We start from the raw sequence: 22,944 nt of genomic DNA on the forward strand, positions 1-22,944 counted from the left end.
AAAATTGCTCACTTTGTCAGTCTTTCTCTGTTCCCGGATAGGCTCTTAATATTACTCAGCTTTGGACCAGCATATTTAACGGACAGTCTTAAGTAAATTTCTTAACGGATATTCCGTTTGTTTATATTTTTGCAACTCAACTTAAAATTTGGTGTATAATGAAGAATGTATTTTACCTATTATTTGTAGTAACCATTGCCGCTTGCGGGAAGAAAGGTGACGACGTAACCCCTGATGCTGCCAGTGCGGTTGCAGGTACGTATGAAGTCTCCTCCCTCAAGCAAACCAGCGCTGGCGGAACCAGCATCACTTATACGCTTCCCACATCAGCTACTAGTGGCAGTGTAGTCACTACTCTGTCGGGGCAACTGGCAACGACCAGACAGACGGCTACTACAATAGGAGTTGTGTTTTTAATCAAAGCTACCGGTCAGGCCGATGCCCCCAACGATCTGGGTACGTTTGAGGTGAAAGGATCAGACTTATATAATGCCAACACAAAGGTAGGTACTGCCGATGGTACTGCCCTGAATCTGGATGTGACAGACAGCAAAGGTACCCGCTCAATCATTATTAGTAAAAAGAAATAGGTGATTACAGCGGTACAGTAAACCGCACGGAAAAGCCGCATCCAGTCGAGTCTGGACGCGGCTTTTCAATAACATGATTTTTTCAGTACAGTTTTACCCAATTCGTTTAGAAGGACCCTTCTTTATAGACTGCTCTGCTACATCGGAAGGGGTCTGGGTTTTTTGGGTAGTTGTTGCTTCCTTGACTTGTCGGTTTAGTTGCTGACTGGCTACATGACCAACTCTATCAAAGGGAATAATCTTGGGTGGTTCACCAAGACGTAAATTATGAGATGTTGGCAGTGGCTGCCCATTACGGTTTTGCAGCACCTCGTTGAAATCTTTCTGTTGACGTGTCGGCCTGACGACGTGATAAAGTGGCTGACCCTGCCGGGTATCAACCTCTTTGGTCAATTGATTAAGCACTTTACCCAGCAACACCGAATCATTAGGAAAATGAATCACCGTTCGTGTTATTACCCGGTTACTTGACGAGTCGAGTAATGTCTCCCGCTGGAACTCAGCCACCTTGTTCTCCTTATCAGACGAATCATTGTTGTAGTCATATTTTCGGATGAAGAGGTTAAGGTCATTGATGAGTTTACCTATAAACTGTTCGTTTTGCTGCTGACCATTTTGCGCATTTTCGCCTATTGGGTAACGTACCTCAAGCGTTAGACGGTTAGTACCCAATAACTCTCGACTACCTTCTTCAATTGGCTTTCCCGTTAGCGTAATTGGTTTTGCCAGAACTTCGGAATTGGTTAACTGACTCCCCAAGTCTACTTTCTCTTCCTGCAAGGCAGATCGGGCAGGGGCAGAATACGTAATATATGGCTTGATTTTAAGATCTGGATTTTCGGCGGGGTGTTCAAGCCCCAGATAGTTGATGGCGAAGCGAAGACCCGGGTTGTCGCCATCCTGCGCAATAACCAATTGGGCTAACGGATTCTCCTTTAACTTATCCTGAATAAACCCAACCTGCCGCCCACCCGGCTGGCCAGCCGTGGCAATATACAGGCGGCGTTCGCCTTCCAGTTCGGGATTAAGCTGTTTGAACGACAGCGCATCAACGGCCGATTCTGTCACAACAATACGGTTGGCAGGTTGCTCCCGCAACAGCTCTTTCGCCATTTTTAGTGGCAACTCAATACGCTGATCGCCCGAACCCTGACCATTAACGTTAAACACTATACGTTGGTTATCCTGGCTTCTATAAGCAGTACCGATTATCCCAGCCGACAATTGGCTACCATCCGTTAAAGGGACTTCTCTTTGGCTCATATAGAAACGGTTCGAGTGCCAAAGGGCCTCGCCCCGTTCGCCCTCAGGAAACGCTTTGTAAGTCGAGTTACGGACATCAAGTGACACAATCCGCCCATCGCGAGCATATAGAGGAAAAGCGGTATTGACGATCGTTTTATCGTCTTTTTGGTAGGCCGTATTCTTGATTCGACTATCAAACTCAGGGCTATATAATGTATCGAGGGTGAGCGACCGGCTATTTAAGTAATTGGTATTTGTCAAGGGGCCAATGTTGTAGCGTTGCTGCAAATCCTGTTCGCGTAGCAACGTATCTTTCAGAAAGTAGCTTTCCGGAATTTGACGCAGTGCTGGTATCTGTGCCTTTTCCTGAGCATACCCATCTTTCATCGTGATTCGGTCAACGACCTCGAAAATATGCCGGTAATTACCGTGCTCCATCTTTTCCATAAATTTGAAGATGTCACCCCGGAAGTTAACGGAGTCGTTGAGATCCACAAAGATTTTAGTCTTGTGGCCCTGTAAAGCAGCTACGGCCAAGCGTTGCTTATCACCCTGAACCCCTGTTTCATAGATACGCCAGGGCGAATTCGGTTGGGATTTCTTTGTGTCGACCCGGTAGCCGTAATGTTGTAAGACGATCTCCAAATCCAGTTCGTCCCGGATCTGGTCAAAGTTTCTATTTATTCGCTCTGGCTGTCGCTTGTTGACAACCGGAGAGACAGAGGCGTTTGGAGTCAATTCGAGATTACGTTGTTGAGCGTAGCGTTCGATGAGTTCGACGTTCCAAGCCCTGTGATAGGAGTTACTGGCCTGTACGTTTTGGTATAGATCATTTAAACCCAATTGACGGTACGCCACGGAGCCATCAAATTGGCCAGTTGGGCGAATCATCGTTGCCTGCCCTTTCATAGCACGGCCAAAGGCATTGGCAAACTGGTTCGCTTCGAAGCCGGCAATTGCGGGGTAGAGGTTGACCCGGACTTGCCCGGTGCCCAGCGTCAGCATACGACGCATCTCAGGGTTATCAGCCACCGAGACTGGTACAGTAGTCGCATTGCGCGGACCATACATATTGTTGATTGATGTATTGAGCCGCTCCAGGTTTTCCATCGTCGGGTCTATCCAAAGTTGAATATGACCAATTGTACGGGTCTGCTCTAAGGCATTTAGGGCAAAATCGCCAAATGCTACGTAGCGGACGGATTCACGATTCAGGTGCCGGAGAATAGCCAGTTGCTCACGGGATGCTTTGTTACGTTGTCCAGTGACGTCCATTGCCTATTATGTTGTTTTAAAAGTAAAGGGAGTAGGAGTTAGGCACTTTAGGCTATTCGTCAGACAAGTCGCAACCATCCTCACCGGATAGCTCTATGACGTCGTTTAGATCATTGGCCAAACTGCCTATATCGAGGTGGAATTCGCAACAGGCCATCAGCATTGCATTTTGCTGAGTAGCCGTGGCACTATTCCACACCTCAGGGTCATTAACACTGGCACTGACAACGAACGTTGGCAGCTCAAACCGCCGTTTAGCGGCGCAATCTGACGCAGTGCCAGAGGGTATATCAATCTGGTTATCGGCATCGACACCGAGGAATAGCGGTCGGATAGCCCGGCTGATACGCTCTATACCCCATTTCTGAATAAGGGCATCCAGACTCCAGTCTTCGTTCATCATTACGGTATTTGTTGCCAATTAAAAAAGCACACGCTGCTCCCGCTGACCGGGTAAGTCAGTGTGCAAAACAGTATAGAATTAGTTAGCGGCCAGGTCTAAATGCTGGCCGTTGGATTGTATCACCCGCAGAACTAACGGCCTGAGCTTTAGTAGACGAGTTATTGTTTTGCGACGTTTGGTGATCGTCAGAACCACGTTGAAGTACTTCGCGCTGATGATGCTTGAAATCAGCCTTACTATCTGTCCTGAGTTCTTCTCGTTTAGAGTCACTTTCCAGCTTATTGCTTAGCACATTGAACTGAACAGATGCCCTGTATAATCCCGGCCGACGTTCATCCCGAAGCCCAGCAACTTCTATTGAGTTACCCAGCAATAAATTCTTGATTTGGGCGGGTTGTAAGGTTACTCCTTTATAAGCTATCGGAACTGACTGCAGGTGAATTGGTTGCACCCCCAATACATTGATATCCGGGTGGTAAGTGACCCGCTGCAACTGGTTTACTTCCAGCATTTTATCAAATACAGCTTCATATCTAAACCCCTGTAGACTAAGTGTGTGCTGCACAATCTGTTGAAAAGAGTGCCTGAGACCCGCCACATCTTCGGGCTTCGTGGTAGCTTGTACCTGTCTATATTCCTGCATGGCTCGATTCATTCGTTGCTGTTGATCGGGACTTGATGGGGTCATCATAGCCAGTAAGGTCTGGACCGTAACGTCGTCTTGAAGGGTTGTTCGGCGTTCTAGAAAGGCGATAGGCCGATTGTGTTTCAGGGCTTGTTGCCGTTCAGGATTTATCCGGTTAGCCATCTCTTGCCTATAATCCCGGTTAGGCAGAATGATTTGGACAACGGGTTTATTACCCGGTTGCGGAAGTGTCGGATTCAGTAGCACGTGGTTAAACTGGCCAACAACTTTCCCGTTTGCATCCAAAAGGGTTGGTCGCCATTTTGCCTGTTCGCCCAGTATGAGCTTACCGTATTCAGCACTCTGACGAAACTCCTGAAAACTTTCGCGAAATAGAGTCAAGAAGTGCCGAGCGTTTGCTGCGTCGTTAGCAGCCCCAACCACCTCTTCCGTATCGTCCTCACGGTCATTTTCGCGTAGAAGTGCGTATTCCCACAACGAATCGACCTCTAAGGCAGCAGCACCCATTCCATTCTGCGCCATTACGCCAGCAGCCTGCTCATTAGCCTGGTTTTCCGCCTGCAAGGCAGTTAAGTCAATTAATTTATGGTCTGCTACTTGGCCAATGGGCGCTTCAGGGGTGAATGTATACGTGTTGTCTTCGGCAGACTGATTGTTCTGTTCCATAATCGTTCGCCAACTAGCTAACCAGTCCGTCAGTAAGCGTAAGCCAGCGTAGACAACGGTTTATCTAATTGAGAATACAAAGATGGGCCTCTCAATTTAAAAAATAAAATTATTTTTTAAATACTTAAATACGTTAATTTCGACATATGAAGCACCTCTTTTTCTTCTTTTGCAGCCTGGCTTTATGTTGTCCTCCACGATCATTTTGTAAAGCAATTCAGCCGGGCAACGTACCTGATGACACCGTAGTAGTAGTCAACAGAAAACTTATGGCGAGTATAGAGAAACTTCACCCTACAGATGTACTCCGATTATTTCCCCGGTTATTGCAAGTATACCCGGACGTTGCCTTCACGATTCCTTGTATCCCACCTGTCGGTGCCTGGGAGCACAATCACCTGTCATCAAAATTTGGCTGGCGGCTTCATCCAATACAGGGCCGATTTAAACACCACGAGGGCATTGATATTGCCGGACCCCATCAATTAGTCCGTTCAACGGCTTCAGGCGTAGTATATAAAGCAGGATACGAGCGTGGTTTAGGGCTGTACGTTATTATTGACCACGGCAATTCGTACCAGACGATTTATGGCCATCTGGCGCTACTTCACTGCAAGGCTAAACAGAAAGTACGCATTGGCGAGCCACTTGGTGTCCTCGGCCAAACTGGGCAGGCAACCGGACTTCATCTGCACTATGCGGTGCGAAAAGCAGGTCGGTACCTTGACCCTGGTGCTTATCTAACCGTTGGCCTTTCGCTGATCAATCAATATGTATCAACGATACCGTAGAAGGGCTTTCTGCGAAATAGATCGGTGCTCTCAGGTAAATAATAATTTTTTATTTGTAAAACAAACGCTTTACTTCTTCACTGTCTATCCCTTCCTGCTTGAGCACCGTTAAAAACGTATAGGCACGGTCAATGATGTTCTCGTTATACTGCACTTGATTAAAGTCAATGGCTTGCTCATACAAGAAACGTAGCAGACAGAACACGTTTTTAGCCGTCCCTCGTCCGCTGAAGAGATTCCTTAAATTAAAGTACTCCATGCCCGCCTCTTCAGCCAAATCGCTGGGTAAAATGGAGGGGGGAGATGCTGCGCCCGCCGCCATAGCCGCGGTTTGCTTGCGGCTTCGGTAAAGGTGAAAAACGGCGGTAAAAACTAACCGCCAATAGTATTCACATGCCGCTTCTTCCTTCACAACCTCGCGTAGTTTAGTCATGTAAGTGGCTAAACGCTGTTGCCGTTGTTCGTCGGTCAATCGACCACTCTCTTCCAGAGTTGTGGGTTTAAATAGATTCGTTTTGAAAAGAACATGGGAATAGCCACTTTTCTCTTCCGATGATTTCTTTGGTCGGCCACGTCCCCGCTTAGGTGGCTCCTGGAGATGACTACCGACTCCTGACTTCTTGGTTCTACGAGAAGCTGCTTTTACTTTTTCAATGACGGGTTCTGTGCCGTCTTCTATAGGGTCTTCCATGGTAAAGCTTAGGAGTAAGGTGGAAGCTTAATTAAGCCGCGTGCAATGACAATCCATGACGCACTGACTCGTATTCCACCAATAAACTGATGTCTTGTTTGACGCGATAATAATGTTCCTGAAGCAGCCGATTTCGCCAATGCATCTTTTCTGAGTCGGGCAAATTGTCATACAAATCATGTCCGGCTGCTTTCAGTTGGTCCGCGTACTTCCGATTGATAATTTTACTTAAATCATTGATTACAGGCAACTTGTGGTCTTTTTTTAGCTGAGCTTCTTCAACGACCACAAACGCTTTAAATGCTTTCAGGTCAAACTCTTCACCAAAATTGTCAACGAACTGACCAACAAACTCTCCTTGTTTAAGCGTAGAGATCTTTGACGCCGGAATCATGTCTGCCTGCTGGGTAGACACGTTGATCGTGGTATCACTTTTTGAATAGGTGACCGATTCTTTCTCCTGATTGGTCTTGCCGAATCGTCGCGCCAGTTTCTCGGCGGTCTCGAAGACCACCGTACCCGAGAACACGTTTCCGATTATGTTCATAATCACCTTTGCTTCGCGTTCACCATAGTCACGAATCAGTTGCTCGAAATCCTGAATACCCAGCCAGGTAGCCACCTTATTCGAACGCGCCGTCGCAATCAGCATATCGATTCCCTTGATAAACATTGTGGGTAGTTCATCCCAAAACAAAGCCGACTTTAACTTTCCTTTTTTATTGACCAGCTTCATCATCCGTGACGTGTACAAGGAGAAAGCGGTGCCGTAAATACTAACCCGCTCCGGGTTATTTCCCGTACAGAGAATTTTAGGTTCAGCCGGGTTATTAATGTCCAAGCTGAAATCATTACCTGTCATAACCCAATAGAGCGTAGGCGATGATAACCGCGCCATCGGAATACGAACAGACGCAATCTGCCCCTCCAGCTGCTCCATAGCACCCCCGGCTTTTGCGTCGATAAATGGACGAACATAAATCTCCACTTCAGGGTACAATTCCATCAACCCGAACATTTCGTCGTAGCTTCGGTTAAGAAACTCCAGCGTATGCGGAAACGTACATATCTGACTTAGACGATAATAATCAGACAGTTGTTTCTCGTGAAGTAGCGCTTCGCTAGCCTCCTCAGGTCGATCAGTTTGGCCTAACTCCTGGTAAAGCTGTTTGTACTCCATACTCACGGTGCGCAGATACCAAATGACAGAGGTGAGGTAATTGATGGCCGATTCAGGAAAGAACTCCCCTTGTTTTTGCGCCCACGACCGGTTCAGATTCAGCATGATCGTTTGGGCAGACTCGTAGGCATCCATAATATCGGTCATCAGTTCCGGCAAGAGGGGATTGCACCGATGCGAGTACGCGATATCATCAAAGTTGATGACGTAGAATTTTGGAATGTTGGGGGTACGTGCCTTACGCTGTTCATCGGTACTCCACGCGTAGGGATTCTCAGCGATGGTTTTCCGGTAGGCATTGTACGCCTCTTCAGTCAGGTCGGGGAATTTGAAGTCATAGACGTACGCCGTGTATCCTTTGTAGATCGACTGCCAAAGGGCCGGAATCAGCACGGCATACGACTTGCCGGATCCAGGCACCCCAAGTACCATCGTAGACCGAAACGGGTTGACAATATTGACAATTCCCTCGCGCCACTTGCCCTTCAGATGATATAGGGTCCTGAAATGAATCGAGTATTCGTTGGCGAGTAACTGTTCATTCTGCGGAAATTCCTCGTTCTCTTCGTTGAAGATGTCGTTGCGCGGCCGACCAATCAATAAGCGAGAAAGGAGCTGGCCTGCTTTGACCAATTTGAAGCAGCCGATAAGTGTCAGGCATATATAGATCGGGTTGATAACCATTGGCCCAACCGATGCCTTTACGTATAGTAAACCAACCGAGCCAAAGAACAGCAGTAGTCCAATCACCGCAGATATACCCACTTGACGGATGGACAGATTCGGCTCAAGTTTCCCTTTCGACCCCAGCGAATGCAGCAGAATCATTAGCATCGCCAGGGACTTCGTCAACCAGGGCGAGCGAAACAAATCGGTTTGGTGATTAAGTTTATCGAAAATTGGAAAAATAAAATTGTCTATTAAGGCCAGTTTCGCAACCAATTCATGATTAAACCACAGAAAATGAAGGATAATAAATAGTATACCTATTAATAAGAACAATTCGACTCCAACGGCGTAGCCTTCTTTCTCTTTATTTGTTAATTCAGCCATACGCCAGTTAATTCACACGTCGCCCGCATGGTGTACAATGTAGATTGATGGCTCAAACCTATTGGTTTTCTGTAAATAATAATAATATATTTTAATAAAATAGCGGCTTCCTTGGTATGTGATTCGCTAACCTTTACTACTCTATTACACCTATAAGTATAAGGACAAATACTATATGCGGCTTTGAATCGTGTGTTTTCAACAATTCACACAAAGACGAATTTGTACAATGTTGAAGATTCTTCTAATCCCACCTCGAAGTTTCCAACTGCTTTTTACGTTGTGGCCAGTCGGGCATCGCTGATGTCAGGAGTTTGTAAAACTCAGGCCCATGATTATGTTGAAGCAAGTGGGTTAGTTCGTGCGTCAAGACGTAATCGATGCAAAGAACAGGGGCCTGAATCAGGGCGGGGTTTAGTAGAATTCTCCCTGTAATGGTGCAACTGCCCCACCTGCCTTTCATCGACCGCAAAGTTAGTAATAGAGCCTTGGTCTCTAAGCTTGCCCTATCTGCTCCACTGAAGCGTTCAAGACAGACATGCAAGCGTTCGGCAAATAAGCGCTGTGCCTGTTTCCTAAACCACCCGTCAACCCGTGATTTGACTCTGGCTTCATCGTAGCAACTGAGTACCCAAACCTCTATGCGCCCGCCCTGACGAAGAACCCGTTCGGGACCGCCTTCGGCTACTTTTAGCCGGTGCTGACGACCTAAGTAGCGAAAGGCTTCACCGCTTACATAGTTCTTTTTGGCGGGGGGCAGGGGTAATTCGCTGAAGAAACGCTGTTGCTTGGTGATCCAGCCCGCCCGACGGGCCAACCGCTCGGCTAGTTGATTATCATCGGTGCCGATGGGTGCCTTCACCCAAACAGACGCGTCGGGATGTACCTCGATACGTAAGGTTTTACGAGCTTCAAATATCAACTCATACCGGATCAGGCTGGTGCCATAGTGTAGCTCTCTCATCAGGTGTAAACAGAACGGGCAATGCGCACGAAGTCTTTGATGAGCAGATCAATTTGCTCAAACGAAATATCGATTCCCCGGTGCGTTCGTAACGTAATCAAATAATCTTCAATCTCATTCTCGATGCGCTTAAGTACATCTGAATTTTGCTGCCAGTCAACAATCAACTGGTCTTCGAGTAGTTTGGCCACGGCCACGCCCGCCTGCGCCAACAACTCGGTGGCTTCGGAATCGTCTACGGCCAGGCGTTCGGTGAGGGCATTGTAAAAAGCCCTGGCTTTAGGGTTATGGGCCAGCGGTGTCGGCAACGTACCTGTGCGGCCTGCCCGCAGGTCATTGGCAACTAATTCCATGCTGGCTAAGTACTGCGCTTCACTGATACGCTTTTGCTCATAATCCTGAATCGACTGTTCGACTAAGTCCGAGAAATTTCGGTAATAGATCGGGTCTTCGTCGAGCCGATCTTCAACTACCTTCTTTATTCGATAGGCGATTTTGTCGGCTTTAGACGCGGTTGAACCGCCCTGTTCGGCTAAGGTGCGTTGCAGGGCTTCCGGATTGAAAATATCGATGGGATCGTTCAGCGATTCAACGGCCTCAACGCCCACATGTACATTCAGTAATTTACGAATTCTCTTCTCAAACTCCTTGTAATCAATTCGTTCGGCATAGCGTAGTTGTACGGATTGCCGAAGCTGTTGGTAAAACTTCAGGCTTTCCTTGTACTGATTCAGCTTCGCGGTTTCGTATCTTTTTTGACCTTCATCGCTCGATAAGGTCAGGTGCAGGTTACGGGCAAAAAGCGATAGCTTCTCATAAAATAAATCGCGTACGTCTCGGGGGGCCAAGTGCCGTTCCAGTGCTTCAACATCCTGCCGGTTCGTTACGCCCCCGAACACATCCATCAGTTCGGCATATTTCTGCGGCAGCAGTTCCACATCATCCGACACATTAGTGAGGGTTCCCTGCAAATCTTTCTCATCAAACCCGCTTAGTTCGTCGTAACTACTGAGGGCGTTGTCTAACTCACCCAAAATGCCGGCGTAGTCTATAATCAGGCCGTACTCTTTGGCCTCGCCCAACGCCTGACTTTCGTAGAGCCGGTTCACTCGGGCAATGGCTTGCAACAGATTGTGTTCGGCTAAGTGCCGGGCAATGTAGAGTACAGTATTGCGGGGGGCATCGAAACCGGTTAGCAACTTGTTGACTACAATCAACAGTTCGACCTCATTATCTGGGCTGTTAAACTGCTCGATAACCTGCTCTTCGTAGGCTTCGAGCGAACCGTACTGCTTTTTGATCGTCGCCGAAAACCGACGTACTTCCTCTGTTTCATCAACAGCATCCTCTTCGTCATCCACGCTTTCGTGGCCTTTGCGGTTGTCGGTGTCAGAGATAATTACGGCCGTGTTGATTCGCCGGTTGGGGTTCAGTTCGTTAGCAAACAACTGCTGATAGACCAGTGCGGTGGCTTTCAACGGAACCGCCAACTGCGCCTTTAGGCCCGTTCCCTGGTAGAATTGACAAAAGTGGGTTTTGATATCCTCAGCGATTTCCTCCACCACCTGATTAGATTTATAGATCTCGGTATGCCGCGAAAATTTTCGTTTGAAGTCCTTGCGTTGCTCCTGATTAAGCGGCTCGGTCACGCGGCTAAAGCCTTTATCTAACTGGTATTTATTCACACTCAGTTTGGCCGACCTACCTTCGTACTTCAAGGGCAGCACTGCCCCGTCTTCAACCGCCTGCCGAATGGGGTACTGGTGGATGAACCCGCCAAATTTTTGGGCCGTGCTTTTGTCCCGTTTCAACAGGGGCGTACCTGTAAACCCGATGTAACAGGCATTCGGTAGCACCTTTCGCATTTTGATATTGGTCTGTCCGTACTGCGACCGGTGGCTTTCATCGACCAGCACAAACAGGTTGGCCGAGTCGTTATAAAACTCGCGCCGTTCGGCAGCCGACTCAAATTTCTGTACCAGTGTAGTGATGCACTCCACACCCGGATCAGCAATCAATTCGCCCAGATGCTGCCCACTACGGGCGTTCTCGACCACCTTACCACAGTTGGCAAAGGTTTTGCTGATTTGTCGGTCCAGGTCGCGCCGGTCGGTAACGATTAGCACCCGGCTTCCCGACAAGGTAGGAGCGAGAGACAGGGCTTTAGCCAGCATGACCATCGTGAGCGATTTGCCACTGCCCTGCGTATGCCAGATCACTCCGCCCTCGCGCTTACCGGCGTAAGACAGCGAACTCACCCGCGCCAGGGTTTCCTTGACGGCGAAATACTGCTGATACCGCGTTATTTTCTTCACCCCGGCGTCGAACAGCGTAAACGTGTAAATAAATTCAAGCAGCCGCTCTGGGCGGCACAGGGCATACAGCATCCGGTCCTGTTCGGTCGGTAGCCGGTCGTTGCCAGCAGGTTGGGCAGCAAGAATGGCCTGTATGTCGGCCTCGATATCGTGTTCTTCGCGCCATTGACTCCAGAACTTTTTGGCTGTGCCAGTCACGGCGTAGCGGACTTCGTTGGGCTGCACTGCCAGCAGCAACTGGGCGTAGTGAAACAGGCGAGGAATGCCCCCCTCGGTTTTTTGGTTGCGGATGTGCTGCGAAATGGCCTCGTCAATGGAGCCGTTTTTGTCGCGCCGTTTGCACTCGATGACCACCAGCGGAATGCCGTTGACAAATAGCACCAGATCGGGCCGACGATTACGGTCCCGCCCTGGCGTACTGGTCGCACGGTCACGTAGGCCAGTTACTTCAAACTCTTCAGCCAGGTGATAGACGTTGTTTTCAGGCCGCTGCCAGTCGATGTAGCGGATGGTGAAACTGCGTTTGTCGTCGTTGATAGTCTCCTCAAACGCTTTGCCGAGGGTGAGCAGGTTGAATACTTTCTCGCTGGTGCTGATCAGCCCGTCGTCTACCACATTGCGGAGTGCCCCAACGGCCCCCTGCAAACTGCCTTCCGAGAACGGGTACGTTTGCCCTTTGTAGTCGATGACGTTGAGCCGACGCAGTTGCGTCAACAGCACATCAGACAGAATGACCTGACCGAGCGAACCGCCCCGCCCGGCCATCACCTGAGCCGGGGGAAGGGTCTGGTAGCCAAGCGCGTTGAGCAACAGTCGCGCCGGGGTCTGCGAGCTGGGCAGTTCGGTAAAGGAGGGGGTTGGTATGGTATTAATCTGGGACGTTGCCATCGTCGTTTTTGCGGTTAGCAGTGTCCTGTTTACTGTACATAGATGGGAAACTTCAAATAATCGTTTGCCGAGTTAGTACGCTCAATCCGACACTTCAAATAGTGATGCCCCAGAAAAGCTGCACTGGTGTTGTATTTGGGTGTGTTTTGCTGTTGATCAGGTTCGTCTCCAGTAGATATGTCTTTCGCTGCTGCCTCTGCCCCACGATTAACACGAGTCCAGAGAATCTTTTTATCGAAAGGCTTCTTCATGTACTGCCGTCCGTTTTCCATTAAGGTATACTGCAACTCGGTACCCTTGGGTAACGCTTCCGAATTCTGAAAATACTGGAACTGTGTACCGTCTGGCTGGGTCGCCATGCATACGATACGAAGCCGTTTCTCATCCACCTTTAGCTTACCTACACTGCCCGCTGATTCGACAAAGTCGTAGGAGCGGAGGTATTTGTCCCAATCAAAAATATATTTTCGATAACGAGTATTGGCGTAATTGAAAACGTAGTCGTCTTGTACCCAGTCCCCTTTATCGTCCTTGACTTTAGCGTATTTCCAAAATTCATCCGGCAGGTCAAGCGCGTCTTTTACATTGCGACCAATGCGGATCTCATTGTTAGCAGCTTGCGCCTGTAGCTTAGCCGCCAAATCGGTGTGTAGGCTGGTGGTGGTCAACTCAGAGCAGCCAGGTATGCCATAGTGCGACCACAATACTTTATCCGTCGGTCCGTAATCGATACCCACGCGGACTTTGATTGGGTCAATGCCCATAGCTTCAAAAGCCTGGGAAAGGTCGTTGCTAATGAACTGGCACAGAACCGAAGCCGTGTTCAGCGCATTGATGATGGCATCGTTGGGGTGTAGGTCTTTACCGACGAATTGCAGGAACACCGCATCGCCCTGCATCCGGTGAACGTGGCCCCCGAAAAAGTTGGCAGCATGAATGCACAAAGTCAGCACGGTATCCTTTATACGTCTGACTTCTGGCAACGAATATTTGGTAGCCAGTTTGGTTGAGCCTTTAATATCCAGAAACATTGACACGCAATAGTAATTGCACATCTGATTGTGTTCGAGCATCGCCTTAATATGCGGATGGCTACCAATGCATACCTCCGAAAAAGCGGCCTTGTTTTTGCCGAACAGCCGTTCCATCTGCTGTTTGTCGAAGGTGATGAGCGTGCGGCTATCCTCCCCCAGCGTATAGACCTGGCCCTGGTAGTTTAACTGAAGGGAACGTTGCTCGTTCATCAGGACTCGACCGCTCTGGGCCTTCACTAACACGTCAGGGCTGTATACCTTGCGTTGCAGCATCTGGTTGATGCCATTCAAATACGAAGGAAAAAGTGACATAGTGATTTGTTGTTTACTGTTATGAATTATAAAATTTTTCCAATGCCTATCAGGCCAATAAGGTAAGCAAGGAGACCAAGTTCAACGGCCATGAGCCGCCCCGCAATGGCTAATCGCTGGTATTTACGGCTCAAACCGGTTGCCAATTGATGTACCTGTGTGGCAAAGTCCTTTTGACGTTGCTGGTCGTCGGCATTGTTGAGAGCATTTTGCAGATCGACAAACTTGACAGCCGCCACGTCTTCAAAGTAGATAAGCGATCTTGATTGTAGACTGGCCCGTTTCCGTGTATTCAAGTGGGGCCAGGAGGCTTTTAGTATGATGAAACTGGCCGTAATAGCCACAGCTAAAAAGGCCACTAACCCCCAGTTGAACCAAGTACTTATGCACGGAACTATGAGTTTCTCTGTCAGATCCTTATACGTCGTCAGCACCAAGCCGATGGCGAAGGTGTTGAAGGCCAGCCAGAAGTTGGCCTTGTTGTTGACCGAATCGTAATAGAAGTCATACCGGCCTATGACAAATTTGCAATGTTCGATCTTTTCATCGGGGGTCATGGTGGCTTGGGATAAGGTGTTTCACAGAAATCTTGCCCGTCAGCAGCCCCTGCATTAGGCCGCCCTTCTGACGTTTCATCAGGGTCAGTTCCTGCGTTAAGCCGTCGATTTCGAGGTCGGCAGCAGAGAGAACGGTGGCAATCCGGCGTTGCTCGGCCAGTGGGGGGAGGTAGATAGGTACGTTGGAAAGGGCCGTTTTTGACAGGCCATAGACCGAAATGCCATTGGATACTTTGCGAATGGCAATAGCAACTGCCGGGTGTTGGAGCAGGTAGCTTCGGAACCCCAGTGCTGTGCGGTTGTGTCCATCGCGGGCCACGATGGTATGCAAGCCGCCGACCGCGAGTTTATCGCCGAGATTCTTCACTTCTACACACTCGCCCACGCCCTTGTAGTCTTCTGAAGCGTCGGCAATCAGCAGGTCGCCGTCGCGAAGAAAAGCCATTCTGCCCGACAGGGTAGCCTCATCTTTAAGTTTAGGGATGCGTGTTTCCTTGCTAAAATCTAAGATTGAGGTCTCGAACGTAGCGTGGATATCGCCGTAATGAACGTAGTACACCTGGTTCTCGGTGGACTCGTAGGTCAGGCACTCCCGCGAATGCGATTCATTGCGGAGGAAGGTGAATACATCCCCCAACCGTACCGTTTCCCACGCCTGCCCGGCAAACTCGCTGAACCGGCTTTGACCCGTCAGCAGCCGCTGCATTAGTCCTTGCTTGCGGTGTTTTTTCTTCCCAATGAGCGTTTGCAGCTTCCCGATGCCCTCATCCCACTTGGTTAAAATAGCGGCAATGCGGTGTTGCTCGGCGAGAGGAGGAAGGGGAATTTGAATTTTCTCTAGTTTTTCTTGACTAAGATTATCCTGAGTGCTTTTGTCAACGGTATGCTGAACTTCCTTCTTTACTTCATCAAAAAAGTATTTCAGAAAGAAAGTATCACACAACTCTTTATTTGCGGTAAAGCCAATTATACTATCTGGGAAACAAGCTTTTATACCTAAAATAGCCGTCTCAGCAATGTTCGCAGCAATTGTGATGCAAAGGGTCCCTTCTTCCCACAGCTTACTCTGTTTTAGTCCAATCTCGCTGTATGTTTGGTGGTATTTGTTTAAAATAAGGTGGGTATCCTTTATGTCTCCTGTTTGGACGAATGGGTAAGGGCCACCATATAATAGGCTTGCGTTTCGGGGCCTATGCTTTGATTTCCCCCTTGATAGATAGCCTAATTCATTTAACTTTCTCCATTTCCACCCCTCTGGCAAGGGCTGTTGTGTTTCGGACTGTATGTTAGGTATGGCTGTTTCCATCGTGTTGTTTACAGGTTGATTGGGTACGTTAGTCGGCGGGTTTCAAGTAGCTAACTCTACGGCTACTTTGTGACACCAGTGCCGACACATTTGCATGATTAGGCCGGTACGGCCCAGTTGTCTGTTTAACTGCTTACGAATTATTTTGCACTTTTCCAAACATTTTTGTACATTTGCAGGATAAGTCGACCGGGGTAGTTCCCTTGAGCTATTCGGGCCGCAAAAATCACAAAGCTTCGCTTTTGAGCCTCGGTTTTTAACCGGGGCTTTTTCATTTTCGCACAATCCCCCAGGGGTCACTTGCAGAGGCCACTTTCAGCAGTAGGGGATCAATAAAGTTGAAGTAGCTTTCCACGCCAAACTTTCTCAGACTACCCTTCGGGTATTCGCGCCGATAGAGACAATGGGCAATGCAATCAACGGCCTGAATAAACAGTGAGTGCTGCGAACTACGCATAAATACGTCCTCCACAATGTTGTCGGTCGGTACATTATACACACCAGTATAGTGCGAAGGCGTCGGGTTATAGACCCGCATTTTTCGGAGCAACTTCCGTATCAGCGTGTCGTCGGAGTCGTCGGCCACGATGATACCCCGGTCTTTGGCCGTCTTCTTCAGGTACGTGTCATAGCGTTGTATCAGTCTCGACCAGGCCAGCGTTTGGTACTCGGTTTCGTCGGGAAATTTTGCTTTATCGATGCATACATTAATGACCGTTGCCTTGTCGAAAATCAGCGGCATTTGCTGCATAAATACCTTCAGAACCCCAATTCGCGTCGATTTATGAATCTTGCGATAGGCATCAATCTTGTTGATACGAATCAGTTCAGCCGCGTGAACTTCGGTTCGGATCAGCAGACCGGTAGTAGTTTTCAGATGCTGACGAAACACCTTCATCTTATCCAAACAGGCTTTCCAATCCTGATCGGAAATAATCAGGCCACTCAAGATGTAGTGCTTCGAGGCGTGTTTTGATCGTCCGGGGTCACCACTCTCATCAACGTACATAAACTGCATATAGGGTAAGTTATGGGGTTAGTCCTAATTCTTTCAGATATCCGGTCATTTCCTGCCGGACCAGCGACAGTTCCGTTTCCAGCGCGTCGATTTCGGTCTGTAGCTGCCCCACGTTGATGTCGTCCTGCGCCACGAACGTATCGACGTAGCGCGGGATATTCAGGTTGTAGTCGTTGTCGGCCATGCGCTCGGGCGAGACCACCGCGCTGTAACGCTCGGCTGTGGCCTCGTTGCCCCGCTGAAACGCCCGGTAGGTGTCCACAACCCGGTTGATATCAGCATCGCGCAGGTGGTTTTGCCGCTTACCCGGCTCGAAGTCGCGGCTGGCATCAATAAATAGCACGTCAGTCTGCGGACGGTTCTTGCGGAAAATCAGGATAGCCGCCGGAATACTGGTGCCGAAAAACAGGTTGGCCGGCAGGCCAATCACCGAGTCGAGCAGGTTGGCGTCAATCAATTTTCGGCGAATCACCCCTTCGCTGCTGCCCCGAAACAGTACCCCGTGCGGCACAATTACGCCCACCTGCCCCTGCTCATTGGCCGAGGCAATCATGTGCAGAATGAAGGCGTAATCGCCCTTCGTTTTGGGTGGAACGCCCCAGTTCTTAAACCGCCCGTAGGCATCGGCTGCGGCCCGGTCGTGCCCCCACTTGTCGAGCGAAAACGGCGGGTTGGCTACCACCACGTCGAACTTCATCAGCGCGTCGCCCGATTTGTGTTTGGGGTTGTTGATGGTATCGCCGAGTTCGATCCGGGCCGCGTCCAACTCGTGCAGGAACATATTCATCTTGCTCAGGGCGCGGGTTTCGCTGTTGCTCTCCTGGCCGTAGATGGCAAAGTCGCGCGAGGGCGTTCCGTCGTCGGTACGTACCTCTTCGGCCACCGTAATCAGCAACGAGCCGGAACCGCAGGTAGGGTCGTAGATTCGGCTGCCGGGGCGGGGGGCCATCAGCTTCGCCAGCAGTACGCTCACCGCGTGGGGTGTATAAAACTCTCCGCCTTTTTTGCCGGAGCCTTCGGCAAAGCGTTCGATGAGGAACATGTAGGCGTTGCCGATAATGTCGGCCTTACCCACCACCGAGGGCCGGAAGTTCAACTTTGGATTCTGGAAATCCGAGATCAGGTTTTTCAGCCGCCGGTTGCGGTCGATGGTCTCGCCAAGGTTCGCTTCCGAATTGAAATCAACGCCCCGGAACACGCCCTCAAGTTTACCCTTGTTGTCTTCCTCAATGCGCTCTAAAGCTTTATTGATGATAGCTCCAATGTCTTCCTTGTTCTTGTTGGCGGCAATGTAATCGAAGGTGCAGGTCTCGTGCAGCACGAACCGCTCGCGGCCCAATTTCCGGATAATGAGTTCCTCATCGTTGCCGTATCGGGCGAGCAGTTCATCATACTTGTCTTTCCAGTAATCGCTCAGGTATTTGACAAACATCATCACAAGAATGTACTGCTTGTACGATGAACTGTCGATAGCACCCCGGAAGGAATCGCAGGCGTTCCACAGCGTTTGATTGATTTCGTCCTGGCTGGGTCGGTAAATCGGTAGTTGGTTGGTCATAGGGGTTGGTTCGTATTGGTTGCCTGGTCAATGAAGTGATTTAGTTTCTTATTACGTAGTGCCTGTCGCTTTCGGGCAATCTGCACCGAGAGATAGTGCTCGCGGGCCGTCAGCCGACCTAACACCCCAATAGACCGCTGTTGCTCCAAGGGCGGCAAGGGCACAGGCAGGCTTTGTACGACTGACAGCGGTACTGCCATCACCGTTGCGCTACGCTCACGGCCCATCTCAAACCAGGTTTGCGCCTCGGGCTGGTTCAGGTACCAGTGCAGGTAGCCACCGTCAAGTTGGCTGGTATCGGGACGAATCACTAAGAAAGCCGCTGAAGCAATCACCTTGGGGTAGGTGGCCGCTACCCGTATGGCTAAGGTACGTTGCCCTTTGGTGAGCAGCAGTACATCCGATGGTTGCAGGAAATGACGTTCATCAAGCCGAGTCAGGTCCGTAAACCCCTCTACTTCGTCCACGCTGAAGACGTTTTCCTTCAGGTCCTTCATTTGGACGACGGCAGTTATCCCCTCTCGTCTGATCGTGGTAGTGTCTCGAAACGAGTAGCCATTAAAGATTATAGCAACGGTGGATAAAAGTGCGTTCATATACAGAATACAGTTATGTGCAATAAATGGTTTCCTAGTCTGCCAAAATTATTGAATAATAATATTATGCACGATTTACTAACCCGAAATATATCTTCTGGTCAACTCTCATACAGAAACTGGCTTTATGGATCAGCTTAGATCGGGCGTTCGGAAGGTGATCAGGTACGTCGGTGTGTATGCCAACGGAAAAGAAGCCCAGTTCATCGAGGGCGATATGTTCCGCACGATCATCCCCCCTCGACGAGCGGCTGATGAACGCGGTGATCGCCCCCAGTCCCGACGTGCAGGCGGGCGACTTGACCAATAAACAGGCTGATGTCCTAATAAATGTCCCAACAAATGTCCTAATAAGCGAGTCGTCCCGGCACGTGGCTGTGGTACTGCCCGACAACGTCCTGTTTGAAGGCAGTGCCGGCGAGACGATCCGTAAGCAGTTGCTGCGCAGCACCGACCTGCATACCATTCTGCGTTTGCCAACGGGCATCTCCTACGCCCAGGGCGTGAAAGCCAACGTCCTCTTTTTTGACAACAAGCCTGCCAGCCGCGACCCCTGGACCAAAGCCGTGTGGGTGTATGATTACCGAACCAACGTTAAACACACGCTCAAGACCAACCCACTTCGCTACGATCAGCTTGCGGCGTTCATTGCGGCCTATAATCCCGACAACAGGCAGCAGCGGCAGGAGACCGACAGATTTCGGCGGTTTAGCTACGAAGACATCATGGCACGGGACAAAACCAGCCTGGATATTTTCTGGCTCAAAGACGATAGCCTCAGCGACCTCGATAACCTGCCTAACCCCGACGAGTTGGCCCTGTCCATCGTCGAGAACCTGGAAGCCGCCCTCAGCAGTTTCCGCACCGTCGCCGGGCAGCTACAGTAGCAGTTGATAGACAGCCTGGTGAGATGAACGCGGAAAGCATCAAACTAAGTAGCTTACGAAGCTCGATACATCGTTGTTGATTGCAAAAGCTGTTGCGTGTTTACGCCACTCAATACGTCATCTGTTGCCCGTTCTACGGCTGATGCGTCGGCGTAACGAGCATCCTGTCGTTCGAGGCAATCACGTAGGGCTGCGGCTACACCAGGCTTTATAGACAGCATTCGCATGGCCCTGATTATATTCGTCTGCGCGTCCATGAGCAGCATAGGCACCAGCGTTCGGTCACTGTTAAGCCAGCCATCCACTCGATCAGTGGCTAGTGTGTGTATATTAATCGTCACTTCAAAAGCCAGGCCAAGGCCGGTCAGGTGAACCAGAAAACAGGGAATATCCTGACTACTGTGCAAGCCATAAACTAGTGGCCCTTTTTGCCAGTTTGGTCCATCTGCCTCTGGCTGCGTACAGTAATACACGATATGGAAGAATGAGTGGTCAGTCACCGCCCGAATCTCCTCCCGTTTCGGGTAGTACGCTTTACGTGGGTATGGTTTCCCGATTTCGTAAACAGTCATAGTAGCAGTAAAAATGGCAAACTAAAGTTTCCTTAGTTGACAAACAAAACTTTAGTACTTTGGTAAATGGCCAAATCCACTGACATAGCCCATCGTAGTGCATCATCCGTTGTTTCTGAGGAATCAGGCAGCCGACGCGTAACCATCAGCCAGTTAATCAATCAGTTCACCGCCTGGCTCGAAAAACCGGGCAATTACCCTCGTTTAGCCCGTCAGTTTGTCTTGTACTGTATAGAAAACCGGCTGCCGTTTGATAGGGGTAGCCTCCGTATTTATGCTGGGGGAAAAGCGGGCAACCAGATCTCGCCTGTGCGAAAATTTCTCCTGTTTTACCAAATGCAGGGAATGCCGACTGTCGTACCTGACCCTCCCCCACATAAGCGAATTCCGGCGGCGGCCAATGAGCTAATCCTGGGCTATCTGTCTGAAGCAACACATTTGCGGGGCGATAAAACCAAAGAAAACTACACCCAGGCACTGAACGCTTTCTTTGCCTACATTACGGAGGAAAATGAAGCGGGCCGACCAGCTTCATTTTCAGCACAGACAATCGGGCAATACGTGAATGATTTACGGGTACGTGGCCTGTCAGCCTTCACGGTTAACTTCTACCTCTCCCCTATCAAACAATTGACTGAGTGGGTGATCAAACACCGCGCCCGGCTGGAGCTGACCGACAAGCAGGCTGATGGTCTACGCGATGTGCAGATGATTCGTGGCTTGACCATCGAACGTGGGTTTTACAAAGATAGCCTTGACGAAACCGAGCGCGACGAACTACTGGCTAGTATCGACGATCCGACCGACCGCGCCATTGTGGCCCTACTGGTGCTGGAAGGACTACGCACCGTTGAGGTAACGCGCTTAGCTGTCGGCGATGTCGAGTTTGACCGGGAGCAACTGCAAGTACGTGGCAAGGGGAAAAGTACGAAGAAGGCTATCAAACTCTTTGTTCCCTGTGCCGATGCCCTGCGACAATACCTGCAATCGGGCGATGGCCCCTCTCCTACCGCTTCACGGTCAGCCGCACTTTTTCCTGACTTGAAAACGGCCCAAATCCGCTACCGGGTAGATAAATACCTCACGGCCATCGATCTGAAACGTCCCAAGATGTCAGCGCACAGCCTACGCCATACGGCGGGTCAGATTATGATTGACAAAGGCGTTGAGCCGATGTGGGTACAGCGGCACCTGCGCCATGAATTGTTCGAGACAACCCAGTTTTACATCAAGAAACAGACCGAGCGCGATTACTTTGTGAAGATGCCGAATAAAACTTAAGCAGTATGAGCTACCAAACGTGAAGTAAGCCAACATAGGAGGCAGATCTACCAGAGGGACCGATAGTCTATCATGCATTCATTTCGTTGATAAATTTCCGCATGCGCTATTTAGATAATAATAGTTCTTTCTACATTTACGAAAGATAAACTTTTCCCCCTACCCTGCTTATGCTAACGCATGATAAGCTGGTCAAGTTTTTACGGGCAAAACCGGCCCTGAATCTGTCGCAGATTGAGAAAGAAGCCGGTATTCCGTCGAAAACGCTGCACAAAGCCCTGACCAACCAGAAAGACGTACCTGCCAAGCACCTGCCCGCCCTGGATGAAGCCCTGCGACAGTACGGTTACACCGAAAATCTGTTCGATAAGGCCACCGTTATTTCTATTGTGAATCACAAAGGGGGTGTTGGCAAAACAACGACAACTATAAACGTAGGTAAAGCGTTGAGCCTGCTTGGCAATCGGGTGTTGCTGGTGGATATGGACTCGCAAGGTAATCTGTCCCAATGCTTTGGCGTACACGAGCCGGAGCAACAGGTCATCGACGCGTTGCTGGGTACGTCTCCCCTACCCATGCTGGAGATTACAGAAAACCTATTCCTGGCTCCATCTGATATCCGAATGGCCTACAAGGAATCAGAGTTGGCCAACGCCATTGGAGCCGACCGGCGGCTGACGGTGAAATTAGAAGAAGCTCGTTCTCAATTTGACTACATCCTGATCGACTGCCCGCCCAGTCTCGGTATCTGTACCACCTGTTCACTGGTAGCCTCAAATTTTTGCGTTGTACCCATTCAGCCCGAAGCCTCGGCCTATCACGGCGTGGAAAGCTTGTTTAACCGGATTGCTGAGGTCAGAACGTACATCAATCCTACGCTAACGGTGAAAGGCATTGTGTTTACGATGGTACACAAGAATCAGAGCGTTCATAAGAGTATGATGACGCATATTCGGGATACCTACCGCAATTTTCGCATCTACGACGCGGTCGTTGAAGTTTCCACCGTCATCAAGCAGTCGCAGGTGGCGAAAGAGGATCTGTATACCTATTCGCCGAAATCGGCATCCTGGCAGCAGTATCATCAATTGGCCACTGAACTAATGACTCTGTGAT

The 22,944-nt window shown here is 49.6% G+C and carries 20 protein-coding genes; 6 read left to right on the plus strand and 14 right to left on the minus strand.

Translation table 11 applies throughout. The features are described 5' to 3' along the window. Window positions 1-158 precede the first annotated feature (158 nt). Complete coding sequence (locus ACFE8Q_RS26415) at window positions 159-590, plus strand: hypothetical protein (protein ID WP_375448455.1); 432 nt, start codon at window positions 159-161, stop codon at window positions 588-590. A 93-nt stretch (window positions 591-683) separates the two neighbouring features. Here ACFE8Q_RS26415 and ACFE8Q_RS26420 read toward each other — a convergent pair whose 3' ends face one another. The 3 genes from ACFE8Q_RS26420 to ACFE8Q_RS26430 form a co-directional block, all read right to left on the minus strand. Then, window positions 684-3,110: a toprim domain-containing protein gene (locus ACFE8Q_RS26420; RefSeq protein ID WP_375448456.1), complete on the minus strand. Its 2,427-nt coding sequence runs from the start codon at window positions 3,108-3,110 to the stop codon at window positions 684-686. 52 nt (window positions 3,111-3,162) lie between these two features. Further along, window positions 3,163-3,513: a hypothetical protein gene (locus ACFE8Q_RS26425; RefSeq protein ID WP_375448457.1), complete on the minus strand. Its 351-nt coding sequence runs from the start codon at window positions 3,511-3,513 to the stop codon at window positions 3,163-3,165. 82 nt (window positions 3,514-3,595) lie between these two features. Continuing rightward, complete coding sequence (locus ACFE8Q_RS26430) at window positions 3,596-4,825, minus strand: hypothetical protein (protein ID WP_375448458.1); 1,230 nt, start codon at window positions 4,823-4,825, stop codon at window positions 3,596-3,598. 269 nt (window positions 4,826-5,094) lie between these two features. Here ACFE8Q_RS26430 and ACFE8Q_RS26435 point away from each other — a divergent pair, with 269 nt between their 5' ends. Next, window positions 5,095-5,616: a M23 family metallopeptidase gene (locus tag ACFE8Q_RS26435; RefSeq protein ID WP_375448459.1), complete on the plus strand. Its 522-nt coding sequence runs from the start codon at window positions 5,095-5,097 to the stop codon at window positions 5,614-5,616. Between the two features lie 49 nt (window positions 5,617-5,665). On the opposite strand, the gene ACFE8Q_RS26440 is transcribed toward ACFE8Q_RS26435, so the two are convergent. The 10 genes from ACFE8Q_RS26440 to ACFE8Q_RS26485 form a co-directional block, all read right to left on the minus strand. Beyond that, window positions 5,666-6,307 (minus strand): hypothetical protein, encoded by a 642-nt coding sequence (locus ACFE8Q_RS26440; RefSeq protein WP_375448460.1) that lies wholly within the window; start codon window positions 6,305-6,307, stop codon window positions 5,666-5,668. Between the two features lie 31 nt (window positions 6,308-6,338). Then, complete coding sequence (locus tag ACFE8Q_RS26445) at window positions 6,339-8,540, minus strand: YWFCY domain-containing protein (RefSeq protein ID WP_375448461.1); 2,202 nt, start codon at window positions 8,538-8,540, stop codon at window positions 6,339-6,341. A 244-nt stretch (window positions 8,541-8,784) separates the two neighbouring features. After that, window positions 8,785-9,504 (minus strand): M48 family metallopeptidase, encoded by a 720-nt coding sequence (locus ACFE8Q_RS26450; RefSeq protein ID WP_375448462.1) that lies wholly within the window; start codon window positions 9,502-9,504, stop codon window positions 8,785-8,787. Continuing rightward, window positions 9,504-12,707 (minus strand): type I restriction endonuclease subunit R, encoded by a 3,204-nt coding sequence (locus ACFE8Q_RS26455; protein ID WP_375448463.1) that lies wholly within the window; start codon window positions 12,705-12,707, stop codon window positions 9,504-9,506. The genes ACFE8Q_RS26450 and ACFE8Q_RS26455 overlap by 1 nt, the downstream gene beginning before the upstream one ends. A gap of 29 nt (window positions 12,708-12,736) precedes the next feature. Beyond that, entirely contained in the window at window positions 12,737-14,053 is a 1,317-nt protein-coding gene (locus ACFE8Q_RS26460) for a hypothetical protein (RefSeq protein WP_375448464.1), read from the minus strand. Window positions 14,054-14,079: 26 nt separating this feature from the next. Beyond that, entirely contained in the window at window positions 14,080-14,610 is a 531-nt protein-coding gene (locus ACFE8Q_RS26465) for a Pycsar system effector family protein (protein ID WP_375448465.1), read from the minus strand. Beyond that, window positions 14,597-15,916 (minus strand): restriction endonuclease subunit S, encoded by a 1,320-nt coding sequence (locus tag ACFE8Q_RS26470; RefSeq protein WP_375448466.1) that lies wholly within the window; start codon window positions 15,914-15,916, stop codon window positions 14,597-14,599. Before ACFE8Q_RS26470 ends, ACFE8Q_RS26465 begins: the two co-directional genes overlap by 14 nt. 271 nt (window positions 15,917-16,187) lie before the next feature. Then, a complete protein-coding gene (locus tag ACFE8Q_RS26475) occupies window positions 16,188-16,934 on the minus strand; it encodes a DUF3800 domain-containing protein (RefSeq protein WP_375448467.1) in 747 nt (248 codons plus the stop codon). Window positions 16,935-16,944: 10 nt separating this feature from the next. Beyond that, a complete protein-coding gene (locus ACFE8Q_RS26480; RefSeq protein WP_375448468.1) occupies window positions 16,945-18,492 on the minus strand; it encodes a type I restriction-modification system subunit M in 1,548 nt (515 codons plus the stop codon). Next, window positions 18,489-18,989, minus strand: coding sequence for a restriction endonuclease subunit S (locus ACFE8Q_RS26485; protein WP_375448469.1), 501 nt, complete (start codon window positions 18,987-18,989; stop codon window positions 18,489-18,491). The genes ACFE8Q_RS26480 and ACFE8Q_RS26485 overlap by 4 nt, the downstream gene beginning before the upstream one ends. A 226-nt stretch (window positions 18,990-19,215) precedes the next feature. Between ACFE8Q_RS26485 and ACFE8Q_RS26490 the strand changes: the two genes are divergently transcribed. Both ACFE8Q_RS26490 and ACFE8Q_RS26495 read left to right on the plus strand, forming a co-directional pair. After that, the gene (locus ACFE8Q_RS26490; RefSeq protein WP_375448470.1) at window positions 19,216-19,398 is read left to right on the plus strand and encodes a hypothetical protein; all 183 of its coding nucleotides are present in this window, start codon (window positions 19,216-19,218) and stop codon (window positions 19,396-19,398) included. A gap of 61 nt (window positions 19,399-19,459) precedes the next feature. Continuing rightward, window positions 19,460-19,975 (plus strand): N-6 DNA methylase, encoded by a 516-nt coding sequence (locus ACFE8Q_RS26495; RefSeq protein WP_375448471.1) that lies wholly within the window; start codon window positions 19,460-19,462, stop codon window positions 19,973-19,975. A gap of 53 nt (window positions 19,976-20,028) precedes the next feature. On the opposite strand, the gene ACFE8Q_RS26500 is transcribed toward ACFE8Q_RS26495, so the two are convergent. After that, window positions 20,029-20,547 carry a hypothetical protein gene (locus ACFE8Q_RS26500; RefSeq protein ID WP_375448472.1) on the minus strand — a complete coding sequence of 173 codons (519 nt, stop codon included), beginning with the start codon at window positions 20,545-20,547 and terminating at the stop codon, window positions 20,029-20,031. A 66-nt stretch (window positions 20,548-20,613) separates the two neighbouring features. On the opposite strand from ACFE8Q_RS26500, the gene ACFE8Q_RS26505 reads away from it, so the two are divergent. Next, entirely contained in the window at window positions 20,614-21,828 is a 1,215-nt protein-coding gene (locus ACFE8Q_RS26505) for a tyrosine-type recombinase/integrase (protein WP_375448473.1), read from the plus strand. 170 nt (window positions 21,829-21,998) lie between these two features. Beyond that, entirely contained in the window at window positions 21,999-22,943 is a 945-nt protein-coding gene (locus tag ACFE8Q_RS26510) for a ParA family protein (protein ID WP_375448474.1), read from the plus strand. Window position 22,944: the final 1 nt, after the last annotated feature.

The organism is uncultured Fibrella sp. (genome assembly GCF_964250085.1).
Lineage (GTDB): Bacteria > Bacteroidota > Bacteroidia > Cytophagales > Spirosomataceae > Fibrella.